Annotated in this window: 17 protein-coding genes; 7 read left to right on the forward strand and 10 right to left on the reverse strand. The window is 61.2% G+C overall.

Annotation, left to right across the window (positions count from 1 at the left end; translation table 11 throughout):
* Nucleotides 1-57 precede the first annotated feature (57 nt).
* Entirely contained in the window at nt 58-636 is a 579-nt protein-coding gene (locus B9Z33_RS03920; protein WP_108285667.1) for a GIY-YIG nuclease family protein, read from the reverse strand.
* Between the two features lie 205 nt (nt 637-841).
* Here B9Z33_RS03920 and B9Z33_RS03925 point away from each other — a divergent pair, with 205 nt between their 5' ends.
* From B9Z33_RS03925 to B9Z33_RS03935, 3 genes are read left to right on the forward strand one after another with little or no spacing between them, the layout of a single operon-like run.
* Complete coding sequence (locus B9Z33_RS03925) at nt 842-1,969, forward strand: Fic family protein (RefSeq protein ID WP_108285668.1); 1,128 nt, start codon at nt 842-844, stop codon at nt 1,967-1,969.
* Nucleotides 1,970-2,020: 51 nt separating this feature from the next.
* A complete protein-coding gene (locus B9Z33_RS03930) occupies nt 2,021-4,186 on the forward strand; it encodes an FAD-dependent oxidoreductase (protein WP_108285669.1) in 2,166 nt (721 codons plus the stop codon).
* Between the two features lie 2 nt (nt 4,187-4,188).
* Nucleotides 4,189-4,974, forward strand: coding sequence for a DUF3047 domain-containing protein (locus tag B9Z33_RS03935; protein WP_108285670.1), 786 nt, complete (start codon nt 4,189-4,191; stop codon nt 4,972-4,974).
* On the opposite strand, the gene B9Z33_RS03940 is transcribed toward B9Z33_RS03935, so the two are convergent.
* Nucleotides 4,888-5,169: a cupin domain-containing protein gene (locus B9Z33_RS03940; protein ID WP_233252722.1), complete on the reverse strand. Its 282-nt coding sequence runs from the start codon at nt 5,167-5,169 to the stop codon at nt 4,888-4,890. The genes B9Z33_RS03935 and B9Z33_RS03940 overlap by 87 nt on opposite strands.
* 169 nt (nt 5,170-5,338) lie before the next feature.
* On the opposite strand from B9Z33_RS03940, the gene katG reads away from it, so the two are divergent.
* Entirely contained in the window at nt 5,339-7,489 is a 2,151-nt protein-coding gene (gene katG / locus B9Z33_RS03945) for a catalase/peroxidase HPI (protein ID WP_108285671.1), read from the forward strand.
* Between the two features lie 80 nt (nt 7,490-7,569).
* Here katG and selD read toward each other — a convergent pair whose 3' ends face one another.
* From selD to B9Z33_RS03980, 8 genes are all read right to left on the reverse strand, one after another.
* On the reverse strand, nt 7,570-9,924 hold the full coding sequence (gene selD, locus B9Z33_RS03950; protein ID WP_108285672.1) for a selenide, water dikinase SelD: 2,355 nt from the start codon (nt 9,922-9,924) through the stop codon (nt 7,570-7,572).
* The gene (gene senB / locus B9Z33_RS03955) at nt 9,924-10,904 is read right to left on the reverse strand and encodes a selenoneine biosynthesis selenosugar synthase SenB (RefSeq protein WP_108285673.1); all 981 of its coding nucleotides are present in this window, start codon (nt 10,902-10,904) and stop codon (nt 9,924-9,926) included. The genes selD and senB overlap by 1 nt, the downstream gene beginning before the upstream one ends.
* 107 nt (nt 10,905-11,011) lie before the next feature.
* A complete protein-coding gene (locus tag B9Z33_RS15590; RefSeq protein ID WP_199220278.1) occupies nt 11,012-11,179 on the reverse strand; it encodes a hypothetical protein in 168 nt (55 codons plus the stop codon).
* Nucleotides 11,180-11,189: 10 nt separating this feature from the next.
* Nucleotides 11,190-12,263, reverse strand: coding sequence for a YeeE/YedE thiosulfate transporter family protein (locus B9Z33_RS03960; protein WP_108285674.1), 1,074 nt, complete (start codon nt 12,261-12,263; stop codon nt 11,190-11,192).
* Between the two features lie 16 nt (nt 12,264-12,279).
* On the reverse strand, nt 12,280-13,224 hold the full coding sequence (locus B9Z33_RS03965; protein WP_108285675.1) for a sulfurtransferase: 945 nt from the start codon (nt 13,222-13,224) through the stop codon (nt 12,280-12,282).
* Nucleotides 13,225-13,364: 140 nt separating this feature from the next.
* A complete protein-coding gene (locus B9Z33_RS03970) occupies nt 13,365-14,588 on the reverse strand; it encodes an MFS transporter (RefSeq protein WP_108285676.1) in 1,224 nt (407 codons plus the stop codon).
* A 46-nt stretch (nt 14,589-14,634) separates the two neighbouring features.
* Nucleotides 14,635-14,991, reverse strand: coding sequence for a hypothetical protein (locus B9Z33_RS15690; RefSeq protein ID WP_108285677.1), 357 nt, complete (start codon nt 14,989-14,991; stop codon nt 14,635-14,637).
* Between the two features lie 109 nt (nt 14,992-15,100).
* A complete protein-coding gene (locus B9Z33_RS03980; protein WP_108285678.1) occupies nt 15,101-16,633 on the reverse strand; it encodes a YifB family Mg chelatase-like AAA ATPase in 1,533 nt (510 codons plus the stop codon).
* Between the two features lie 198 nt (nt 16,634-16,831).
* On the opposite strand from B9Z33_RS03980, the gene B9Z33_RS03985 reads away from it, so the two are divergent.
* The 3 genes from B9Z33_RS03985 to amt are packed head-to-tail and all read left to right on the forward strand — an operon-like array spanning nt 16,832 to nt 19,490.
* A complete protein-coding gene (locus B9Z33_RS03985) occupies nt 16,832-17,563 on the forward strand; it encodes a TorF family putative porin (protein WP_108285679.1) in 732 nt (243 codons plus the stop codon).
* A 29-nt stretch (nt 17,564-17,592) separates the two neighbouring features.
* Nucleotides 17,593-17,931 (forward strand): P-II family nitrogen regulator, encoded by a 339-nt coding sequence (gene glnK, locus B9Z33_RS03990; RefSeq protein WP_108285680.1) that lies wholly within the window; start codon nt 17,593-17,595, stop codon nt 17,929-17,931.
* A 23-nt stretch (nt 17,932-17,954) separates the two neighbouring features.
* Nucleotides 17,955-19,490, forward strand: coding sequence for an ammonium transporter (amt, locus tag B9Z33_RS03995; protein ID WP_108285681.1), 1,536 nt, complete (start codon nt 17,955-17,957; stop codon nt 19,488-19,490).
* Nucleotides 19,491-19,548: the final 58 nt, after the last annotated feature.

The following is a 19,548-nucleotide window of genomic DNA, read 5'->3' on the forward strand; positions in this document are numbered from 1 at the left end:
GCTGTCTATTTGTACAGTTATTTTAATTGCTACCGAGCTGCTTGTGTTGCGTGACTTTCAGCTCTCAGCACCGTCGTCCGAATAAGACACTGCCGATTTAACCAGCAAAGAGTGGTACTTGTTCAGGCGCTGAAAGTGTGCGTCCATAGCCCCGGCAATTTGCGTCGAGTTTTTCACAGCCAAAAAGTGACCCACGATTTGGGCGTAGTGGTTGGCTTGCCGTGGCAGGCGTTGCTCTGGTGTTTTTCGTTCAGAAATTTCTTTGTCTGACATCACTTGAACCTTGACGGCAGCCTTGGGAATGGGGGCTTTCTCTGGTGCGCGCGGCACCGTGCCGTTCATCAATTTCGACTTTTTATTGAAGTGGTGATAAAGGCGGTTTTCAGTGGGTGTGATGTCCTGAACATCGGCAATGGGATAGGCCCAAACATAGGCAATTTCCCACACATCAATTTGGCGGTTTGCAATGATGTCCGACCTGGCTGAAGTCAAGTGCCGCGATACGCGTGATCGGATGCCATCTTTGGATTGGCCGACATAAATCGGCACTTCATCCAAATCGCACAGTACATAGACGCCGGTGCTGGTTGGCAGTTCCTTCATCGCTTTTTTGCGAAAGGCAAAGTCTGTTGCCATGGGAAAGCCTCCTGAAAATTTCTGATTTTTATGAGATGGCATGGGTTATTTCCCCATGTTCATCCAAGTATCGCACTGTGTACATCGACTGACTTTGGCTGAAAGCGGGTTGTAGAACTGCCCCGCCACAGCATGCATTCTGGTGCGGTGAATCACTTCATAATTCACCGCAATATATGCGGTGAATAAGGCGCATAATCACCGCATGTTCGCCGACAAGACTCCCCGCAAACGCACTTACCTCTGGCAGCGCCCCGACTGGCCGCAGTGGCGTTATGACGCGGCTGCACTGGCCGGGCCGTTGGCACAGTTGCACCGTGCGCAAGGCGAATTGGTGGGGCGGATGGCGCACTTGGGGTTGGCGCAGCGCGATCTGGCGACTTTGCAGGTTTTGACGCAAGAGGTCATCACCACCAGCGCCATTGAGGGCGAAACGCTCAACCTGGAGGCTGTGCGCTCGTCCATTGCCCGCAAGTTGGGAGTGGACATTGGCGCGCTCGCGCCCGCTGACCGCCATGTGGATGGCGTGGTGGACATGGTGCTGGACGCCACCCAGCAACACGCTCAGCCGCTCACGGCCGAGCGCTTGTTTGGTTGGCATGCAGCGTTGTTTCCCACCGGCTTCAGCGGCCGTCTGCGGATTCAGGTGGGCAATTGGCGCAACGATGCAGCGGGTCCGATGCAAGTGGTCTCGGGACCGGTGGGTCGAGAAAAGGTGCACTTTGAGGCACCACCCGCCCACACCTTGCCAGCACAAACCGCTGCGTTTTTGGAATGGTTCAACGCCGGGCCGGTGGGTGATGCGCTGGTGCACGCGGGGCTGGCGCATTTGTGGCTGGTGACCTTGCACCCGTTTGACGATGGCAACGGCCGCGTCAGCCGTGCGGTGGGCGACATGGCCTTGGCCCGAGCAGAAGGCTCTGCGCAACGGTTTTACAGCCTGAGTGCGCAAATTCAGCGCGAGCGCAAACAGTATTACGAGCAACTCGAAATGACCCAACGCGGCACGTTGGATGTGACCCCGTGGCTGGACTGGTTTTTGGGCTGCTTGCTGCGTGCGGTGCAGGGTGCTGATGGTTTGTTGGTGGGCGTGCTGGACAAGGCGCAGTTTTGGCAAAGGTGGGCAGACACGCCGATGAATGCTCGGCAGACGCTGGTGCTCAACCGCGTGCTCGATGGCATGGACGGAAAGCTGACCAACGCCAAGTGGGCCACCATCGGAAAGTGCTCGGCCGACACGGCGCTGCGAGACATCAATGACTTGTTGGCGCGTGGCGTGTTGCAGCGGCTCGAAGGTGGCGGGCGCAATACGGCTTATGGTTTGGTCAAGTAGAAAAGCACGCTGCGCTGGAGATGAAGGCGCCAATCTATGGGGAGTTGTGTGATGCGTTTTCGTCAGATTCTGTTGTTGCTCTTGCTGGCGCTGGCCATCGGTGCGTTTGTGGCGCTGGACCTGGGGCGCTTCTTGAGCTTTGAGCAACTTAAAGCCAGTCAGGCCAGTTTTGCGCAGCTGCATGCCGAGCAGCCGTTCACGGTGGCGGTGGTGTATTTCTTGGTTTATGTGCTGGCCACGGCGTTGTCGTTTCCGGGCGCGACCATCATCACGCTGGCGGGGGGCGCGGTGTTTGGGCTGTGGCAGGGTTTGTTGATCGTGTCGTTTGCATCCACCCTGGGCGCAACACTGGCGTTTTTGGTGTCGCGCTTTTTGTTGCGCGACTGGGTGGAGGCGCGTTTTGGTCAGCGCCTGGCCGACATCAACGCGGGGGTGAACCGCGAGGGCGGTTTTTACCTCTTCACTTTGCGCCTGATTCCGGTCGTGCCGTTTTTTTTGATCAACCTGCTCATGGGCCTCACGCGCATGAAGGTGTGGACGTATTACTGGGTCAGCCAGCTCGGCATGTTGGCGGGCACGGCGGTGTATGTGAACGCGGGCACGCAATTGGGTCAACTCGACTCGGTGCGGGGCATTTTGAGTCCGGCGATTTTGGGCAGTTTTGTGCTGCTGGGCATCTTCCCGCTGATCGCGCGCCGCATCGTGGCGGCTGTGCAAAAACGCAAGGTTTACGCCCGCTGGGCCAGCGTGCGCCCCAAGATCTTTGACCGCAACCTGATCGTCATCGGCGGCGGCGCGGCGGGGCTGGTGTCGGCCTACATCGCGGCGGCGGTCAAAGCCAAGGTCACGCTGATCGAGGCGCACAAGATGGGCGGCGACTGCCTGAACTACGGCTGTGTGCCCAGCAAGGCATTGATCAAGAGCGCCAAAGTGGCCCACCAGATGCGACACGCTTCCCGATACGGCCTGAGCGATGTCGTGCCCACGTTCAGCTTCAAAGCGGTCATGCAGCGCGTGCGTGATGTCATTCAAGCGATCGAGCCGCACGACAGCATCGAGCGCTACACCGGACTCGGTGTGGAGGTGTTGCAGGGCTACGGCAAGCTGGTCAACCCGTGGACGGTGGAGGTGGCGCTGAACGATGGCAAGGTGCAGCGCCTGACCGCCCGCAGCATCGTGATTGCCGCAGGCGCGCGGCCCGTTGTGCCAGACCTGCCGGGCCTGGTCGATGTGGGCTATCTGACCAGCGACACGCTGTGGGACGCTTTTGCGCAACTCGATGAAATTCCCCGGCGCATCGTGGTGTTGGGTGGCGGGCCGATTGGGTGCGAGTTGTCGCAAAGTTTGGCGCGTTTGGGCGCACAAGTAACGCAGGTTGAAATGGGCGAGCGCCTCATGGTGCGTGAAGACGAAGACGTTTCGCAATGCGTGCGCGAGGCCTTGGCGGCCGACGGCGTGCAGGTGCTCACGGGCCACACGGCACTGCGTTGTGAACAGCAGGGCATCGAAAAGACACTGCTGCTGGAACATCAAGGCCAAACCCTCTCTGTGCCCTTCGATGCTTTGATTTGCGCCGTGGGCCGCCAGGCGCGCTTGCAAGGCTATGGCCTGGAAGACATTGGCGTGCCCACGCACCGCACGGTAGACACCAACGAGTATCTGCAAACGCTGTACCCCAACATCTATGCCGCAGGCGATGTGGCCGGGCCCTGGCAGTTCACCCACACCGCTGCGCACCAGGCCTGGTATGCGGCCGTGAACGCTTTGTTTGGCGATTTCAAACTGTTCAAGGTGGATCAGCGCGTGATTCCGAGCGCCACCTTCGTGGACCCCGAAGTGGCGCGCGTGGGCCTGAACGAGCAAGAGGCCAAGGCGCAAGGCATCGCCTACGAAGTGACGCGCTACGGCATCGACGATCTGGACCGTGCCCTGGCCGACAGCGAGGCGCGGGGCTGGGTGAAGGTGCTCACCGTGCCGGGCAAAGACCGCATTTTGGGCGTGACCATCGTGGGCACACACGCGGCAGACTTGTTGGCCGAGTACGTGCTGGCTATGAAGCATGGCCTGGGTCTGAATAAAATTCTGGGCACCATCCACACCTACCCCACATGGTCCGAGGCCAACAAATACGCGGCGGGCGAATGGAAGCGGGCGCATGCGCCGCAGCGCTTGCTGGCTTGGGTCAAGAAGTACCACGACTTCAAACGCGGAGCCTGAGCATGGCACGACACCGGAGTGCATTTGCTGCCGCAGGGCTCCTGGCCTTGAGTGCCCACGCCACATCGCCACTGCCCTTGTCAGGGACTGTGTCTGGACCTTTGTTGCCTTTTACCAGCCAGCACAGCACCAGTGCCTCAGCAGCAGCGCCAGGCTGGCGCTTTGTGGGCTTGCCCAACAAACCCGAGATCGCCGCCACGCGTTTTGAGTTGGGGCAAGTCGATGGCGTGGCCGGTGTGCAGGTGCGCACCGACAAGTCGTATGGCACCTGGGCGCATGACTGGCGCGGCACCGCAGGCACGCTGCAATGGCGCTGGCGTCTGGACCAAGCCTTGAGCGGTGGCCTGCGGCCTGCCGATTTGCGGCGCAAAGACGGCGATGATGCGGCGCTCAAAGTGTGTGTGATGTTTGACCATGCGCTCGATCGCGTGCCCTTTGGCGAACGCACGCTGCTGCGCGTGGCGCGCTCGGTGAGCGGCGAAAACCTGCCCGCCGCCACCGTGTGTTATCTCTGGGACCCACTGCAAGCCAGTGGCACCACCGCCGCCAACACCTACAGCCGCCGCGTGCGCTACGTGGTGGTGCAGGGCACTGGCGCAACGCTGCAGCAGTGGCTCGGCGAATCACGCGACGTGGCGCAAGACTTCCTCACGCTGTTTGGCGATGAACTGCCTGTGGGCAGTACCAAAACCGCGGTGCCTTCAGTCAGCGCGGTGGTGATCGGCGCGGACAGCGACAACACACAAGCGCGCAGCAGCGGCTGGGTCGCGCAGCTTCAGTGGCGCTGAAACGTGTGCGTGCGCGTCAAAAGCCGATCCCTGCGCGTAGCTAACCACCGAGGTCGCACGCGCCACCTCACCGCCATCGCGCTCCAGCAGGCGGCGTGACACGCCTGCCGCAGGTGAAGCGACCCAGTCCAGCGTGTGGCTGTTGACCACGCAGCGTTGACTGAGGTCAGAGTTGAGGGCCATCTTGTCGTTCATGTTTGAGCGTAGTCATAGTGTGTCGCTGCCCACTGTGCCCCAATGGCTGGGGTGGCTTGAGGGTGCGGCCAATTCAAATGATGGAGTTAGCCAAAAGCAATTGGATTAAACCAGCCAATCAACATAACCTATCAACCTGTTCATCTATTCATCCCAAAAGGAGTACGTCATGTCCAACGACAGCAAATGCCCCGTGATGCACGGTGGCAACACCACCACAGGCAACACCCCCATGGCCTGGTGGCCCAAAGCCCTGAACCTGGACATCCTGCACCAGCACGACACCCAAACCAACCCGCTCGGGCCTGACTTCAACTACCGCGAAGAAGTCAAAAAACTGGATGTGCCAGCGCTCAAAAAAGACCTCACCGCCCTGATGACCGACAGCCAGGACTGGTGGCCTGCCGACTGGGGCCACTACGGTGGCTTGATGATCCGCATGGCCTGGCACTCGGCGGGCACGTACCGCATTGCCGACGGCCGGGGTGGTGCGGGCACTGGCAACCAGCGATTTGCACCGCTCAACTCCTGGCCTGACAACGGCAACCTGGACAAAGCACGCCGCTTGCTCTGGCCCATCAAGAAGAAATATGGCAACCGCATCAGCTGGGCCGATTTGATGATCCTGGCGGGCAACGTGGCTTATGAATCGATGGGCCTCAAGACCTACGGCTTTGCCTTTGGCCGCGAAGACATCTGGCACCCTGAAAAGGACATTTACTGGGGATCAGAAAAAGAATGGATGGGTGCCAGCCGCTACGAAAGCGACAAGCGCGAGTCGCTGGAAAACCCGCTGGCTGCGGTGCAAATGGGCTTGATCTATGTGAACCCCGAAGGGGTCAATGGCCAACCCGACCCCTTGCGCACCGCACAAGATGTGCGATTGACTTTTGCGCGCATGGCCATGAACGACGAAGAGACCGTGGCGCTGACGGCGGGCGGCCACACGGTGGGCAAGGCCCACGGCAACGGCAGCGCGCAAAAGCTGGGCCCAGCGCCCGAGGGTGCTGACTTGCAAGAGCAGGGCTTGGGCTGGATGAACCACAGCAGCCGGGGTGTGGGCCGCGACACCGTGACCAGCGGCATTGAAGGTGCCTGGACCACCCACCCCACGCAATGGGACAACGGCTACTTCCATATGTTGCTGAACTACGACTGGGAGTTGACCAAGAGCCCGGCAGGTGCCCACCAGTGGAAGCCGGTCAACATCAAGCCCGAAGACATGCCGGTCGATGTGGAGGACCCGTCGATCCGTTTGCAACCCATGATGACCGATGCCGACATGGCCATGAAGATGGACCCGGCGTACCGCGTGATTTCTGAGCGCTTTTACAAAGACCCGGCGTATTTCTCCAAGGTGTTTGCGCGTGCGTGGTTCAAGCTCACCCACCGCGACATGGGCCCGAAGGTGCGCTACATCGGCCCCGAAGTGCCCACCGAAGACCTGATCTGGCAAGACCCTGTGCCGGCAGGCAACGCCGCTTACGACGTGGCCGCCGTCAAAGCGCAAATTGCAGCCAGTGGCCTGAGCGTGAGCGACATGGTCGCCACCGCTTGGGACAGTGCCCGCACCTACCGTGGCTCAGACATGCGCGGCGGTGCCAACGGAGCGCGCATTCGCCTGGCCCCTCAAAAAGATTGGGCAGGCAACGAGTCTGCACGTTTGGCCAAGGTGCTGGCTGTGCTCGAAGGTATTGCCAAAGACAGCGGTGCCAGCGTGGCCGATGTGATTGTGTTGGCTGGCAATGTGGGCTTGGAGAAAGCCATTCAAGCCGCAGGCTTGAAGGTGGATGTACCGTTCATGCCAGGCCGGGGCGATGCCACGCAAGAGATGACCGATGTGGAGTCGTTTGCCGTGCTGGAGCCCATTCACGATGGGTTTCGCAACTGGGTGCAAAAGAGTTATGCGGTCAGCCCTGAAGAATTGCTGCTCGACCGCGCCCAACTCATGGGCCTCACGGCGAGCGAGATGACCGTGTTGGTGGGCGGCATGCGTGTGCTGGGCACCAACCACGGCGGCTCCAGGCAGGGCGTGTTCACCGACCGCGTGGGCGTGTTGAGCAACGACTTCTTTGTGGCCCTGACCGACATGGCTTACCAGTGGAAGCCCACGGGCCGCAACTCTTACGACATCTGTGATCGCCAAACAGGGCAGGCCAAGTGGACGGCTTCACGCGTGGACTTGGTGTTTGGCTCCAACTCGGTTTTGCGTGCTTACGCCGAGGTGTATGCCCAGGACGACAACCGCGAAAAGTTTGTCCGCGACTTTGTGGCCGCATGGACCAAGGTCATGAACGCTGACCGGTTTGACCTGAGCTGATCCTTGTGTGCTCTGGCGGGGTGGCTTTTGAGCCACCCCGTTTTTTTTGCGACGGGCATCGATATGCCCAGTGCATTGACTCAGGTTTTGAGCACGACCGGCTCCAGAGCCTCGCCTTGCGCTGTGATGCGGCCAATGATGGCCGTGTGTGCATAGCCTGCCGCTTGCAGGGCCTGAACGCACGCCGCAGCTTGTGCGGCGGGCACGCTGGCCAGCAGGCCACCTGCGGTTTGCGGGTCAAACAACAGCGGGTAGCGCGGGTCGTTCACAAATTCATCGGCGTTGCGCAGGGCGCGGCGCAGGCGCACATTGGCCGGTTGCAATGAACTGACGATGCCTGCCTTGATGCAGTCAACCGCGCCATCGAGCAGGGGCAGGGTGCTCAGCTGCAGTTCGGCGTCCACGCCCGAGGGGCGTGTCATTTCGATCAGGTGGCCGAGCAAACCAAAACCGGTCAGGTCGGTGCAGGCGGTGGCGCCGTGCGTTTGCAAAATGTGGGCGCCGGTTTGGTTGGACTGCAGCATCGATTGCAGCGCGGCATCGATCCAGCGGCCCTTGGCCGCATGCCGCGCGTGCGCAGCAAACAGGGTGCCCGTGCCGATGGGTTTGGTCAGCAGCAGCACGTCGCCTGCTTGCATGCCGCCCTTGCGCATGACGCTGTTCATCTTTTCATCGATCAGGCCATTGATGGCAAAGCCCAAGGCCAGCTCTGCGCCTTCGCCGGTGTGGCCGCCCACCAGGGCGCAGCCAGCGGCGTTCAGCACTTCAATCGCCCCACCCATCATTTGGGTCAGCAGGTCTTCGACTTTGCTTTCCAGCCCCGGCGGCACGGTGACCACGGCGGTGGCCGTTTGTGGCTCGGCGCCCATGGCAAAAATATCGCCCAGCGCATGGTTGGCAGCCACTTTGCCAAACAGATAAGGGTCGTCGATGAAGGCCCGGAAAAAGTCCACGGTCTGAACCACGGCCATGCCCGGTGGCACGCGCACCACGGCGGCATCGTCGGGCGAGTGCAGGCCGATCAGCACATCGGGGCGCTGGACCGGTTGCAGCTGGCCCAGGGCGCGCGACAAGATGTTCGCCCCCACCTTGGCACCGCAGCCACCGCAGCGCATGGCGATGGCCGAGATGGCTTGCAGCGACTCTTCGGCGCTCAAGGACAAGTGCGTCGTGGGTGCCTTGCCTTGGGCCCGGATGTCTTTCAGCAACTGGCCCATCGACTGGATCGCGGTTCTGACATGGGCACCCGGGTGGCTGGGGTCCATCGCTGGCAAGGCGGTGAAGCGGCGCATGAAGTTGCGGTCAATGCGGTCTTTCCAGTGCCAGACCCAATCGCCTGCAAAGCCCAGGGCACCGCGCGATGCCACGGCGTAGCGGTTGCCCGTCGAAATCAAAGCCAGCCAATCGCGTTGCGGCTTGTAAGCCACCAAGGACTGGCCACGCAAGCTGCGGCGCAAATTGTCGGCCAGGGGTTTGCCCATGCGCACGGCAAACACACCGGCTTTTTCGAGCGGGCGGTCCACAAAAGATGCGATGTCTCCGGCCGCAAACACCAGCGGGTCGTTGACCGTTTGCAGCTGTGCATTGACCTGGATGAAGCCTTGCGCGTCCAGCGCCAGGCCGGTGCTTTGCAGCCACGCGGGGCCGCCCGCTTGCGTGACCCACATGGTTTCGTCGGCGTCGTGCGTTCGGCCGTTTTTGGTGTGCAGACAACCGGGCGAGACTTGCACCACTTCGGCTTGGGTGTGCACCTCGATGTTGCGATCACTCAGCACCTTGGCAAAGCGCGCACGCACGCCCGGGTTGTGTGTCGGCAAGATCGTGTCAGCGGCCGTGAGCAGCACAAACTTCAGGTCTTCCGGGTTGCGCCCGAGGGCTTTGAGTTCGTTGCGCAAGCGGTATTGCATGGACAGCAGCAACTCCACACCTCCGGCACCGCCGCCCACCACGGCAATCGTCATGCGGCCCCGGTGCGATGGCCATTGCCGCGCTTTGTCGAGCAGGGCCAGCCAGCGCTGGTTGAACTGCGCAATCGGCTTGACGGGCACGGCCAGGCTTTGCGCGCCCTCGACTTGCTGCATCTGTGGGGTGGAGCCGATGTTGATCGACAGCACGTCATAAGCGACCGCCGGGCGGTTGCGACAAATGACCTGTTTGTTTTGTCGGTCGATGCCGACCACCGCATCGTGGTACAGCCGGGCACCGGCAAAGGCGCACAGGCGGCCCAGGTCGATGTGCACTTCGTCAAAGCTGTAGTGACCCGAGATGTAGCCGGGCAGCATGCCCGAATAGGGCGTGTCGATGTCGGTGCAAATGACGGTGATGCGCACGCCGGGTTCGGGCTTCATGGCGAACATGCGCAGCACGCCCACATGGCTGTGGCCGCCGCCGACCAGCACCAGGTCGCGCAGCACGGGTTGATTGGAAGATTGCATCAAGGTGTCCAGAGGTCTTGCACCCAACGGTGCAAGGCAGCGCGTTCGGCCTGCGGTTCAAACAAGGGTGCGCGCAAAGCGCACTGATGGCCCAAGTGTGCCACCAGGGCGTTCTGATTTTGGGGTGCACGGCAGCGCAGCAGCAAATCGACCAGGCCTTGTGCGTCACCTGCTTCAAAAAGACCTGCGTAATCCGCGCCCAACAGACCCAGGTTGCCATCGATGCGCGAGGCCAGCACTGGAGTGCCGCTGCAAATCGCTTCCATCAGCACATGCGCGCCGCCTTCGAGGCGGCTGGTGTGCACCAGCAGGTGCGCGCGCTGGATGCGTTGCAAGGTTTGCCGATGCGACAAGGCACCCAACCAGCGGTAATGCGGGCATTGCACTTGTGTGGCTTGTGCGGCATCGCCCAGCCTTGCATCGAGTGGCGCGCCAATGTGGTCGATCAGGATGTCGCTGTCCGGTGGCAACAAACGTGCTGCCGCCATCAGGGTGAGCGGGTCTTTTTCTTCGCGCAGATGCCCCACCATCACCACGCGCAAGTGACGGGTGGTTTTGGCCAAGGTCTGGCGCGTGCCGGTGGATTGGTAGATCACCCGGGTTTTGCTTTGGTGTTGGGGAGGCAAGGCGTTTGCCCCCAGCCCTTGCAGCACCACCAGCGACTTGGCCAGGTCCAGAGACCGTTGGGCTTGTGGGTCGCGTGCAATGTCGCGGTACAGATCCGTGCCGGTCAGGGCCAACCCCAGTCCGTGCTGGCCGTGTTGTGCGTGCCATGCTTGCACCGAGTCTGCCGAGCGCCGGGCGTGCAGCGCCAGCATCACCTCGTCTTGTGTGTCTCGGGCATCGGCATCGGGCCATTGCCGCACAATGCGCACGGCATGCGAGGCCAGCAAGTGCTGCCAGCGGCGTGCCGTTTGCCAGTTGCCGTTGTTGGCATCGGCCAAGGCGGGGCTGACGATGACCACACGGCGTTTTTGCATGCTCGGGTTATACCTGAACGGTCCAACCCGAGTGGTGTGCAGGGCAGCACTCTGGGCTGGCAGGCTGGGCACCTTGGTGCATGCGCGAACGCCCGCAGGTCACGCCCTCATTTGGCCATCGAGCAATGCCCACCGCTCGTGGCCTGGCCCGAACCTGCTGCGATCAACGGCGGCTCGTTGCGCAGGTCGACTGGGGCAGAGGTCTTGTAGTCCCAGGTCAGAAAGGCGGCCAGGCTGAGCCAGAAAACCGCTTGCAGTTTGTGAGTGTTGCTCATGCGGTCTCCTTCAGAACTGGTAGTGACGTCGTACACGCACGCCGATCAGCGTGCCGGCAAAAGCCATGGGCACCCAAATCCAGCCGTGCAGGCTGCCGGTGGAGATGCCGCTGAGCATGGCGCCGATGTTGCAGCCAAAGGCCAGGCGTGAGCTGTAACCCATGACGAAGCCAGCCACCAAGCCAATCACCCATTGCTGCGTGCTCAGGGGTTGGCTGTCGGCAGGTGCCTTGGCCGACACCCACAGTGCCCCGCCCAGGATGCCGATGTTGGTGATGGTGGTCACGTCCATCAGCACGGTTTGGGTCAGGCGCTGCGCGTTGCCCGCTTGACCCCAGAAGCCGTTGGCGGTGGGGTCAAACAGGCCGAGTGCGACGGCCCCTTTGGCCGCCCACAGGCCAAAGCCATAGACCACGCCCCAGGGTTGCCCCGCCAGCAGCAAGTTGAGGGTGGCCAGCACGGCCAGCACCACCGCGCCCACGATCCAGCGTTGGTTGAACCAGGTCTGGCCTGCGCCCACCCACAGGCGGGTGGCCGCCAGCACGGCGGCCAAGAGGGCCAGCGTCAGGCCCAATGCGCCGTTGGTGCCCAGTTGGTCGGTCAGGCTGATGGGGGCCATTTGGCCCAGCGACAGCCAGCTGTCCAAGTGCACCGAGCCCAGAAAACTGCCCAGCGCAAACAGCGGCAAGATGCCCATGTTGAGCGGCACGCCCAAGCCTGCTTTGTACAAAGTGCCCGAGCCGCAACCGTCGGCAATTTGCATGGTCAGCCCAAACACGAAGGCGCCTACCAGCAAGCTCACGCTGGGTGGCCCCAAAGCGGCATGCAGTTCAGAAAACTGACCTAGCAACGGCAGCGCGGCCAGGCTGGCCAGGGCCAGCAGCAGCACTTGCCCGGCAACGCCTTGCGGGTTGCGCTGCTCAATCAGCTGACGCCAGCCGGTGGTGAAGCCAAAACGGGCCCCGGCCAAAGCCGCGCCCATGCCCACCCCGACCAGCAGCAGCACCGATTGGCGCACCGAGACTTCGAGGATCAGGAAGATGAAAAAAGCGGCCAGGATGGCCGCTAAAGGGAGTCGTTTCATAGACCGTATTGAACCATTATTTGCTGAAGGTTTTGGCACCCCAAGCCTTAGCGTCTTGCAAGAGCTGGGTGGTGCGGCCCGGCACGTTGGCCATGGGCAGGCCGTTGGGGTCTTGTGACCATTCGACCATGGAGCCCGCGTAGAGTTTCACGTTTTTCTGGCCCAGCACCTCGGACATGGCAAACCAGTTGGTGGCCGCCCAGTGGCCGGTGTTGCAAAAGGACACGGTTTCCTTGGCGGGATCGATCGGGCTGGCGGCGGCGATCTTTTTGGCCTGGTCAGCGGGCACAAAGGCCGAGCTGCCGGGGGCAAACCACTTGTCGTGTTGCAGGTTCACTGCGCCGTCCAGGGTACCGGCCACTTTGGCGGCAGGCGCTTTGGTTTCGCCGTTGAAGAAGGCGGCAGGGCGGGCGTCGATCAGGGTGGCGTCACCTGTCTTGACGCGTTGGATCAGTTCTTCCTTGGTCGCAACCTGGCTGTTGTCCAGCTTGGGCTGGAAGTTGCTGGCGGCGATTTTGACCGCGTCGGCGTTTTGTGTCAGACCGGCTTCGCTCCAGGCCTTGAGGCCCCCGTTGAGCACCGACAGCTCTTTGAGGCCCAGCACTTTGAGCGTCCAGTAGACACGGGCCGTGGCACCAAAGTCGGTGGCGTCAGCGCCGCTGGAGACCACCACCGCATGGGTGGCGGGTGTCAGGCCCAGGCTTTGCACCAGCGCGGTCAATTTGGGCAACTCAGGCAGTTCGCCCGGGTTGTGCGCGGGGCCGCGCCAGCTGCCATAAGGCGCGTTGACGGCACCGGCAATGTGACCGGTGGCATAGGCTTTGGCGTCGCGGATGTCGATCACGCGCACTTGCGGGTTGCTCAGTTTGGTCTGCAGTTCGGCAGGGCTCAGCAGGGGTTGGGCGGCAGAAGCGGCAGCACCGAAGGCCAAGCTCAACAAAAGGGTGGAGATTTTTTTCATAAGAGGATTCAAATATGCTGGTTCAAGATGTGCGGATTGTGAGCAAAGCGATCAGATCAGTGAACGATTATTTAGTTGGTTGTATATAACCAGATGCGTATAAAAGGACCCAACAGATGGGGCGGTCGGCCCAAGTGTTGTCAGCGGCGAAGTTTTTGGGCCTTGTTTTGGGCAGTCCATAGCGCTGCGGTGCCGAGCACGCTGGCCACCAGCAACCACCACAGTGCCAAGGTGTAACCATGCTGGGGTGACCAGAGCAGGCCCAGCGTGAGAGGCGCTGCTGCCCGAGCCAGCGCAATCGGCAGACCCAGCAGGCCATTGAGCTGCCCGACATGGGTGCGGCTGACGTATTGCGCCATGGCGGTACCTTTGACGATGGTGTTCAAGCCATTGCCCAAACCGTAAAGCACCACAAACACCAGCGAGGCGAGGGGGTTCAGGCCACCGACCAACAACACCAAGATGCCCGCCGGGATCAGGGTTGGAATCCAGCGGTTGGCGGCGTGCACATCCCAATAGCGCTCAAACACAAACAACAACAGCCGACCCACGACCTGGATCACACCGATTGCAGCGGGGATGGCGATGACCCAAACAGGCGACAAGCCGGACTCTTGCAACAGCGCAATCATGTGCGCGGGCAGCGCCGAAGTGACCGACATCATGAGCACCATGAACAAGGCCAGCAACCAAAATGGCGACTGGCGCAGGTGTTCACGCACCGACAGGGGTTGGCGTTTTGATTCGCTTGACGCTGGGTTGGCATGGCTTTCGCTGTGCGCAGCACCGTGCAGCAACCAGCCGTGCAAGGGGGCGCAAACCAGCAGTTGCAAAGCTGCCAAGGCCCAAAGGGCATGCCGCCAACCCCACAGGTCCATCCACCAGGCAAACAGCGGAATGAACACCGTGCTGGCCAGTCCACCTAAAAAGGTCAACGTGATGATGGCGCGCCGAAAGTCTTGCGGGAAGCGCCGGGTGACGACCGCAAAGGCCGGGGTGTACAGCGTGGCGGCCAAGCCCAAGCCCAGCCAAATCCAGGTGCCGTAAAAGCCCACCTTCGAGCTGACAAAGCTGTGGGCCAGCAACCCCAGGCCAACCCAGACCGAGCCCAGCGTCATCACCACACGCTCGCGCCCGGCGTCGATCCAGCGGCCCACCAGGTAAGCCATCAAGCCTTCGGCCAGCAAGGCCAGGCTGAATGCGAGTGAGGATTCAGCGCGCGTCATGCCCAGCTCGGCTTCGAGCGGGGTCATGAGCAAAGAGAAGGTGTAAAAAACACTGCCCCAGGTGATGAGCTGGGGCAGGGAAAGCCAGAAGCTGAAAGAGGTCAGGGAAGGCAGAACCCGGGGAGAAGCCTGTTGCATGAGCCCATTATCGGGGCCATGCCACAGGCAGGAAGTCGCGCGTTGTTCAGCGCACCGTGACCAATTGCCAGCCTTCAGGGCAATAGGATGTGTTCGGATAAAACTGCCCAACAGAGCTGCAGTAATAGCTGGCGCTGGCAGCCGGCGGCGGTGGCACATAGGTCACCGCAGGCGATACGTAGGTCACTTGGGGTGGCGGTGTGTAGCTGGGTTGGTTGGCCGCAGCGCTGATGGCTGCGCCTGCAATGCCCAACACAATCAGCGGGCCCAACCAGTCAGAAGAGCGGTGTTGGTGGCCTGTGAACTGCCGCTGTTGGTAGCCATGTGGACCGTCTGCCAAAGCGTGGGTGCTGACAGCGCCAGCAGACAGCGCGATGACCAAAGTGGCGAGAATTTTCTTCATGGGAAGCCTCAGGGTGGACCGTGTTCAACCATAACGTGATCCCGAACAAGTCGTTGACAGCCTGTCGACACCGGTTTCGGTCAGTTGTAAGCAGCTGTGACGGCCGTAGTCAGTGCTCTTTGAGGACGCGTCGGTACTGCAGCGCTTCGGCCACATGTGCGGCTTCAATGGTGTCGCTGCCTGCCAGGTCGGCGATGGTGCGGGCCACTTTCAGGCTGCGGTGGATGCTGCGGCCACTCCAGCCCAATTTGGCAGCGGCTTTTTGCAAGAGCGCTGTGGCCTTGTCATCCAGCCGAGCTTGAGTGTCGATGGCCTGACCTTGCAGCGCTGCGTTGGCGCAGCCTTGGCGTTCCAGTGCGCGGTTGCGTGCCGCCAAACTGCGTGCGGCAATGGCCTGGGTGTTTTCGCCAGGGGCTGAGTTCAGCAGGTCTTGTGCTGGCAGACTGGGCACTTCGATGTGCAAATCGATCCGGTCGAGCAGTGGGCCGCTGAGTTTGCCTTGGTAGCGGCTGACCTGGTCGGGCGAGCAGCGGCAGGCTCGGGTCGCGCTGCCCAGATAACCGCAAGGGCAGGGGTTCATGGCCGCAATCAACTGAAAGCGCGCCGGAAACTCGGCCCGCCGTGCGGCCCGGGCGATGGTGATGGTGCCAGTCTCCAGGGGCTCGCGCAGGGCCTCCAGGGCGGCCCTTGGGAATTCGGGCAGCTCGTCAAGGAAGAGCACGCCGTGGTGCGCGAGTGAAATTTCTCCAGGGCGCGGTGGCGATCCACCACCCACCAGCGCCACCGCACTGGCCGAGTGGTGCGGCTGACCTGTGGGGCGCTGCGCCCAGCGCGCCAAGTCAAAGCGCCCGGCCAGGCTGGCAATCGCCGCCGACTCCAGCGCATCTTCTACTGACATGGGCGGCAACAAACCCGCAAAGCGTTGAGCCAACATGGACTTGCCCGAGCCGGGTGGGCCAACCATCAAGAGCGAATGCCCCCCGGCGGCGGCGATCTCCAGCACGCGCTTCACGCCCGCCTGGCCTTTGACATCGGCCAGATCGGCATACAGCGCAGGTGCCGAGGGGGTGGTGGGTGCCATCCGTGCCCAGCCGTCGCTGGGCTCGGGTGGGGGCTCGTTCGATGGCGGTAAAAACTGCTGCACCACATCCAGCAAGTGCCTGGCCCTGAAAACTTCGGCATCGGGCACCAACGCCGCTTCTTCGGCGCTGCCCGGCGGCAACACCAAGCGGGTGCGCACCTGTTGCTGGCGCAGCACCAGGCTCATGGCCAGTGCGCCGCGGACTGGCCGCAATTCACCCGACAAAGACAACTCGCCTGCAAACTCGTAATGAGCCAGTTGGCTGGCGTCAATTTGGCCGCTCGCCGCCAAAATGCCCAGTGCGATGGGCAAGTCCAGCCGCCCCGAGTCTTTGGGTAGGTCGGCCGGGGCCAGGTTGACGGTGATGCGTTTGTTGTGCGGAAAGTCCAGACCACTGTTTTGCAGGGCAGAGCGAACGCGCTCACGGGCTTCCTTGACTTCGACATCGGCCAAGCCCACCAAGGTGAAACTGGGCAAGCCATTGGCCAGATGCACCTCAACGGTGACGGCGGGCGCTTGCAAGCCAACCAACGCTCGGCTGCGCACCAAACTGAGACTCATATTTTCTCCCTGCCCCATGCTGGTGCATGATGTGTGTTCGTGCACGCAGACTTCACGCACCGAACTTGTTTGAATGCTATTCAATCACGCACAGAGTGAGAGCGCACTGGTAAATGCCCTTGGAAGGGGTCATTGGAGAGGGTTGGCACGCTCCCTGCATAAGGTGTTTGTCCTTTCTTCACTTTATTGGAGTTCCTCATGAAAAAAATCCTCGTTCCTTCCCTGATCGCCCTTGCAATCGGTTCTTTGACTTCTGTGGCCCAGGCCCAAACTGCTCCTGAGAGCAGCCTGTCCTTCAACGTGGGCGCTACCACCGACTACCGTTACCGTGGCATTTCCCAGTCGCGCCTGAAGCCAGCCTTGCAAGGCGGTGTGGACTACGCTGACAAGAGTGGCTTTTATGTAGGTGCTTGGGGCTCATCGATCAAGTGGATCAAAGATGCTGGCGGTGATGCCAATGTCGAAGTCGACTTGTATGGTGGCTACAAAGGTGCTGTGGGAGATGTGGCCTATGACGTGGGTTTCTTGCGCTATGAATACCCCAGCAACAAGCTGTCTGTGAGCGCCAATACCAATGAGATTTATGGCGCAGCCACATTTGGCCCTGCAACACTGAAGTACTCGCATGCCGTGTCCAACCTGTTTGGTTTTGCAGACAGCAAGAACAGCTACTACGTGGATTTGAGCGGAACGTTCGATCTGGGCAGCGGCTTCAGCTTGGTCCCACATGTGGGATACCAGTCGGTCAAAAATAACGCCCCATATTCATACACAGACTACTCACTGACCCTGGGTAAAGACTTGGGCAACGGTCTCTCTGCGACAGCTGCCGTCGTAGGCACAGATGCTGACAAGGCTTTGTACTACACACCTGCAGGCAAGTTCACAGGCAAAACCGGTCTGGTCCTCGGCCTGAAATACGCCTTCTGATCTCCCACATAAACACTTAAGGAGCCATCATGAAACTGGTGACCGCCATCATCAAACCCTTCAAGCTGGACGAAGTGCGTGAAGCACTTTCGGGCATCGGCGTTCAGGGCATCACCGTGACCGAAGTCAAAGGCTTTGGTCGTCAAAAAGGCCACACCGAGCTGTACCGTGGCGCGGAATACGTGGTCGACTTCTTGCCCAAAGTAAAGATCGAAGCTGCCGTGTCCGACGAACTGGTCGAGCGCGTGATCGAAGCCATCGAGTCCGGTGCACGCACCGGCAAGATCGGCGACGGCAAGATTTTCGTGTACGACCTTGAACAAGTGGTTCGCATTCGCACCGGCGAAACCGGCGGCGAAGCCCTCTGATCGACCAGAAAGAGAGTCATGAAATGAAAAAACTACTCGCTACCCTGGCCTTGGGCCTGAGTTTGGGTTTCGGTGTGTTCGGCGCGGCTTCGGTCGCCACCGCGCAAACCGCCCCTGCTGCCGTGACGGCCCCTGCGGCTGAGGCCAAACCGGCCGATGCAGCCCCCGCACCTACAGCGCCAGCAGCCGCAGCTCCCGCTGCAGCCGAAGCCGCGCCAGCCCCTGTGCCCAACAAGGCCGACACCGGCTGGATGATGCTGTCCACCATTTTGGTGATCTTGATGGTCATTCCTGGCTTGGCGCTGTTTTACGGCGGCTTGGTGCGCAGCAAAAACATGCTGTCCGTGCTGATGCAAGTCGTGGTCACCTTCTCGCTGATCACCGTTTTGTGGTTTGTGTATGGCTACAGCTTGGCGTTCACCGAAGGCAATGCGTTCATTGGTGGTTTTGACCGCCTGTTCATGAAGGGCATTTGGGACAACGTTGCAGGCACTTTTGCCAACGCCGCCACCTTCAGCAAGGGTGTTTACATCCCCGAGATCTCGTTCGCAGCCTTCCAGGCCACGTTCGCAGGCATCACTTGCGCCCTGATCGTCGGTGCCTTTGCCGAGCGCATCAAGTTCTCCGCCGTGCTGGCCTTCATGGTGCTGTGGTTCACCTTCAGCTACCTGCCTGTGGCCCACATGGTCTGGTTCTGGATGGGTCCTGACGCTTACGCTTCGGCTGAAGTGGTCGACGAAATGACCAGCAAAGCCGGTTTGCTGTGGCAGTGGGGCGCGCTGGACTTCGCTGGCGGTACTGTGGTGCACATCAACGCCGCTGTCGCAGGCTTGGTCGGTGCTTTCATGGTCGGCAAGCGCGTGGGTTATGGCCGCGAATCGATGGCCCCTCACAGCCTGACGTTGACCATGGTCGGTGCCTCTTTGCTGTGGGTGGGTTGGTTCGGCTTCAACGCTGGCTCCGCTCTGGAAGCCAATGGCTTCGCAGCCCTGGCCTTCATCAACACCTTGATCGCGACAGCGGGTGCCGTTTTGGCCTGGTGTGTGGGTGAAGCGCTGATGCGCGGCAAAGCCTCCATGTTGGGTGCCGCTTCGGGTGCCGTGGCCGGTTTGGTGGCCATCACGCCAGCAGCGGGCAACGTCGGTCTGGGTGGCGCTTTGATCATCGGCTTCATCGGCGGCTTCGCTTGCCTGTGGGGTGTGAACGGTCTGAAGAAGTTGTTGGGTGCGGACGACTCGCTGGATGTGTTCGGTGTGCATGGTGTGGGCGGTATCGTCGGCGCCTTGTTGACCGGTGTGTTCAACTCCCCCAGCCTGGGCGGCCCCAGCGCTGTGGGCGACTGGGTCACTGTGGCCATGGTCACACCTGACGCTTATTCCATCGCTGCACAAGTCTGGATCCAGGCCAAAGCCGTGATGTTGACCATCGTCTGGTCGGGCGTGGTCTCGGTGGTCGCCTTCAAGATCGTTGACCTGACCATTGGTCTGCGTGTCACTGAAGAAGAAGAGCGCGAAGGTCTGGACATTTCTTCACACGGCGAGTCGGCTTACCACGGCTGATCTCTGGTGCCCATCAAGAGGCCGCTGGCCGACCTCTTGCCAAGCCCACAACACTTCG

Origin of the sequence: Limnohabitans sp. T6-20 (assembly GCF_003063505.1) — a bacterium.
Classification (GTDB): Bacteria; Pseudomonadota; Gammaproteobacteria; order Burkholderiales; family Burkholderiaceae_C; genus Limnohabitans_A.

Coding starts and splice junctions, on each gene's coding strand:
- B9Z33_RS03920 (WP_108285667.1), bottom strand. CDS start 636: ATGGCAACAGACTTTGCCTTTCGCAAAAAAGCGATGAAGGAACTGCCA.
- B9Z33_RS03925 (WP_108285668.1), top strand. CDS start 842: ATGTTCGCCGACAAGACTCCCCGCAAACGCACTTACCTCTGGCAGCGC.
- B9Z33_RS03930 (WP_108285669.1), top strand. CDS start 2,021: ATGCGTTTTCGTCAGATTCTGTTGTTGCTCTTGCTGGCGCTGGCCATC.
- B9Z33_RS03935 (WP_108285670.1), top strand. CDS start 4,189: ATGGCACGACACCGGAGTGCATTTGCTGCCGCAGGGCTCCTGGCCTTG.
- B9Z33_RS03940 (WP_233252722.1), bottom strand. CDS start 5,169: ATGAACGACAAGATGGCCCTCAACTCTGACCTCAGTCAACGCTGCGTG.
- katG (WP_108285671.1), top strand. CDS start 5,339: ATGTCCAACGACAGCAAATGCCCCGTGATGCACGGTGGCAACACCACC.
- selD (WP_108285672.1), bottom strand. CDS start 9,924: ATGCAATCTTCCAATCAACCCGTGCTGCGCGACCTGGTGCTGGTCGGC.
- senB (WP_108285673.1), bottom strand. CDS start 10,904: ATGCAAAAACGCCGTGTGGTCATCGTCAGCCCCGCCTTGGCCGATGCC.
- B9Z33_RS15590 (WP_199220278.1), bottom strand. CDS start 11,179: ATGAGCAACACTCACAAACTGCAAGCGGTTTTCTGGCTCAGCCTGGCC.
- B9Z33_RS03960 (WP_108285674.1), bottom strand. CDS start 12,263: ATGAAACGACTCCCTTTAGCGGCCATCCTGGCCGCTTTTTTCATCTTC.
- B9Z33_RS03965 (WP_108285675.1), bottom strand. CDS start 13,224: ATGAAAAAAATCTCCACCCTTTTGTTGAGCTTGGCCTTCGGTGCTGCC.
- B9Z33_RS03970 (WP_108285676.1), bottom strand. CDS start 14,588: ATGCAACAGGCTTCTCCCCGGGTTCTGCCTTCCCTGACCTCTTTCAGC.
- B9Z33_RS15690 (WP_108285677.1), bottom strand. CDS start 14,991: ATGAAGAAAATTCTCGCCACTTTGGTCATCGCGCTGTCTGCTGGCGCT.
- B9Z33_RS03980 (WP_108285678.1), bottom strand. CDS start 16,633: ATGAGTCTCAGTTTGGTGCGCAGCCGAGCGTTGGTTGGCTTGCAAGCG.
- B9Z33_RS03985 (WP_108285679.1), top strand. CDS start 16,832: ATGAAAAAAATCCTCGTTCCTTCCCTGATCGCCCTTGCAATCGGTTCT.
- glnK (WP_108285680.1), top strand. CDS start 17,593: ATGAAACTGGTGACCGCCATCATCAAACCCTTCAAGCTGGACGAAGTG.
- amt (WP_108285681.1), top strand. CDS start 17,955: ATGAAAAAACTACTCGCTACCCTGGCCTTGGGCCTGAGTTTGGGTTTC.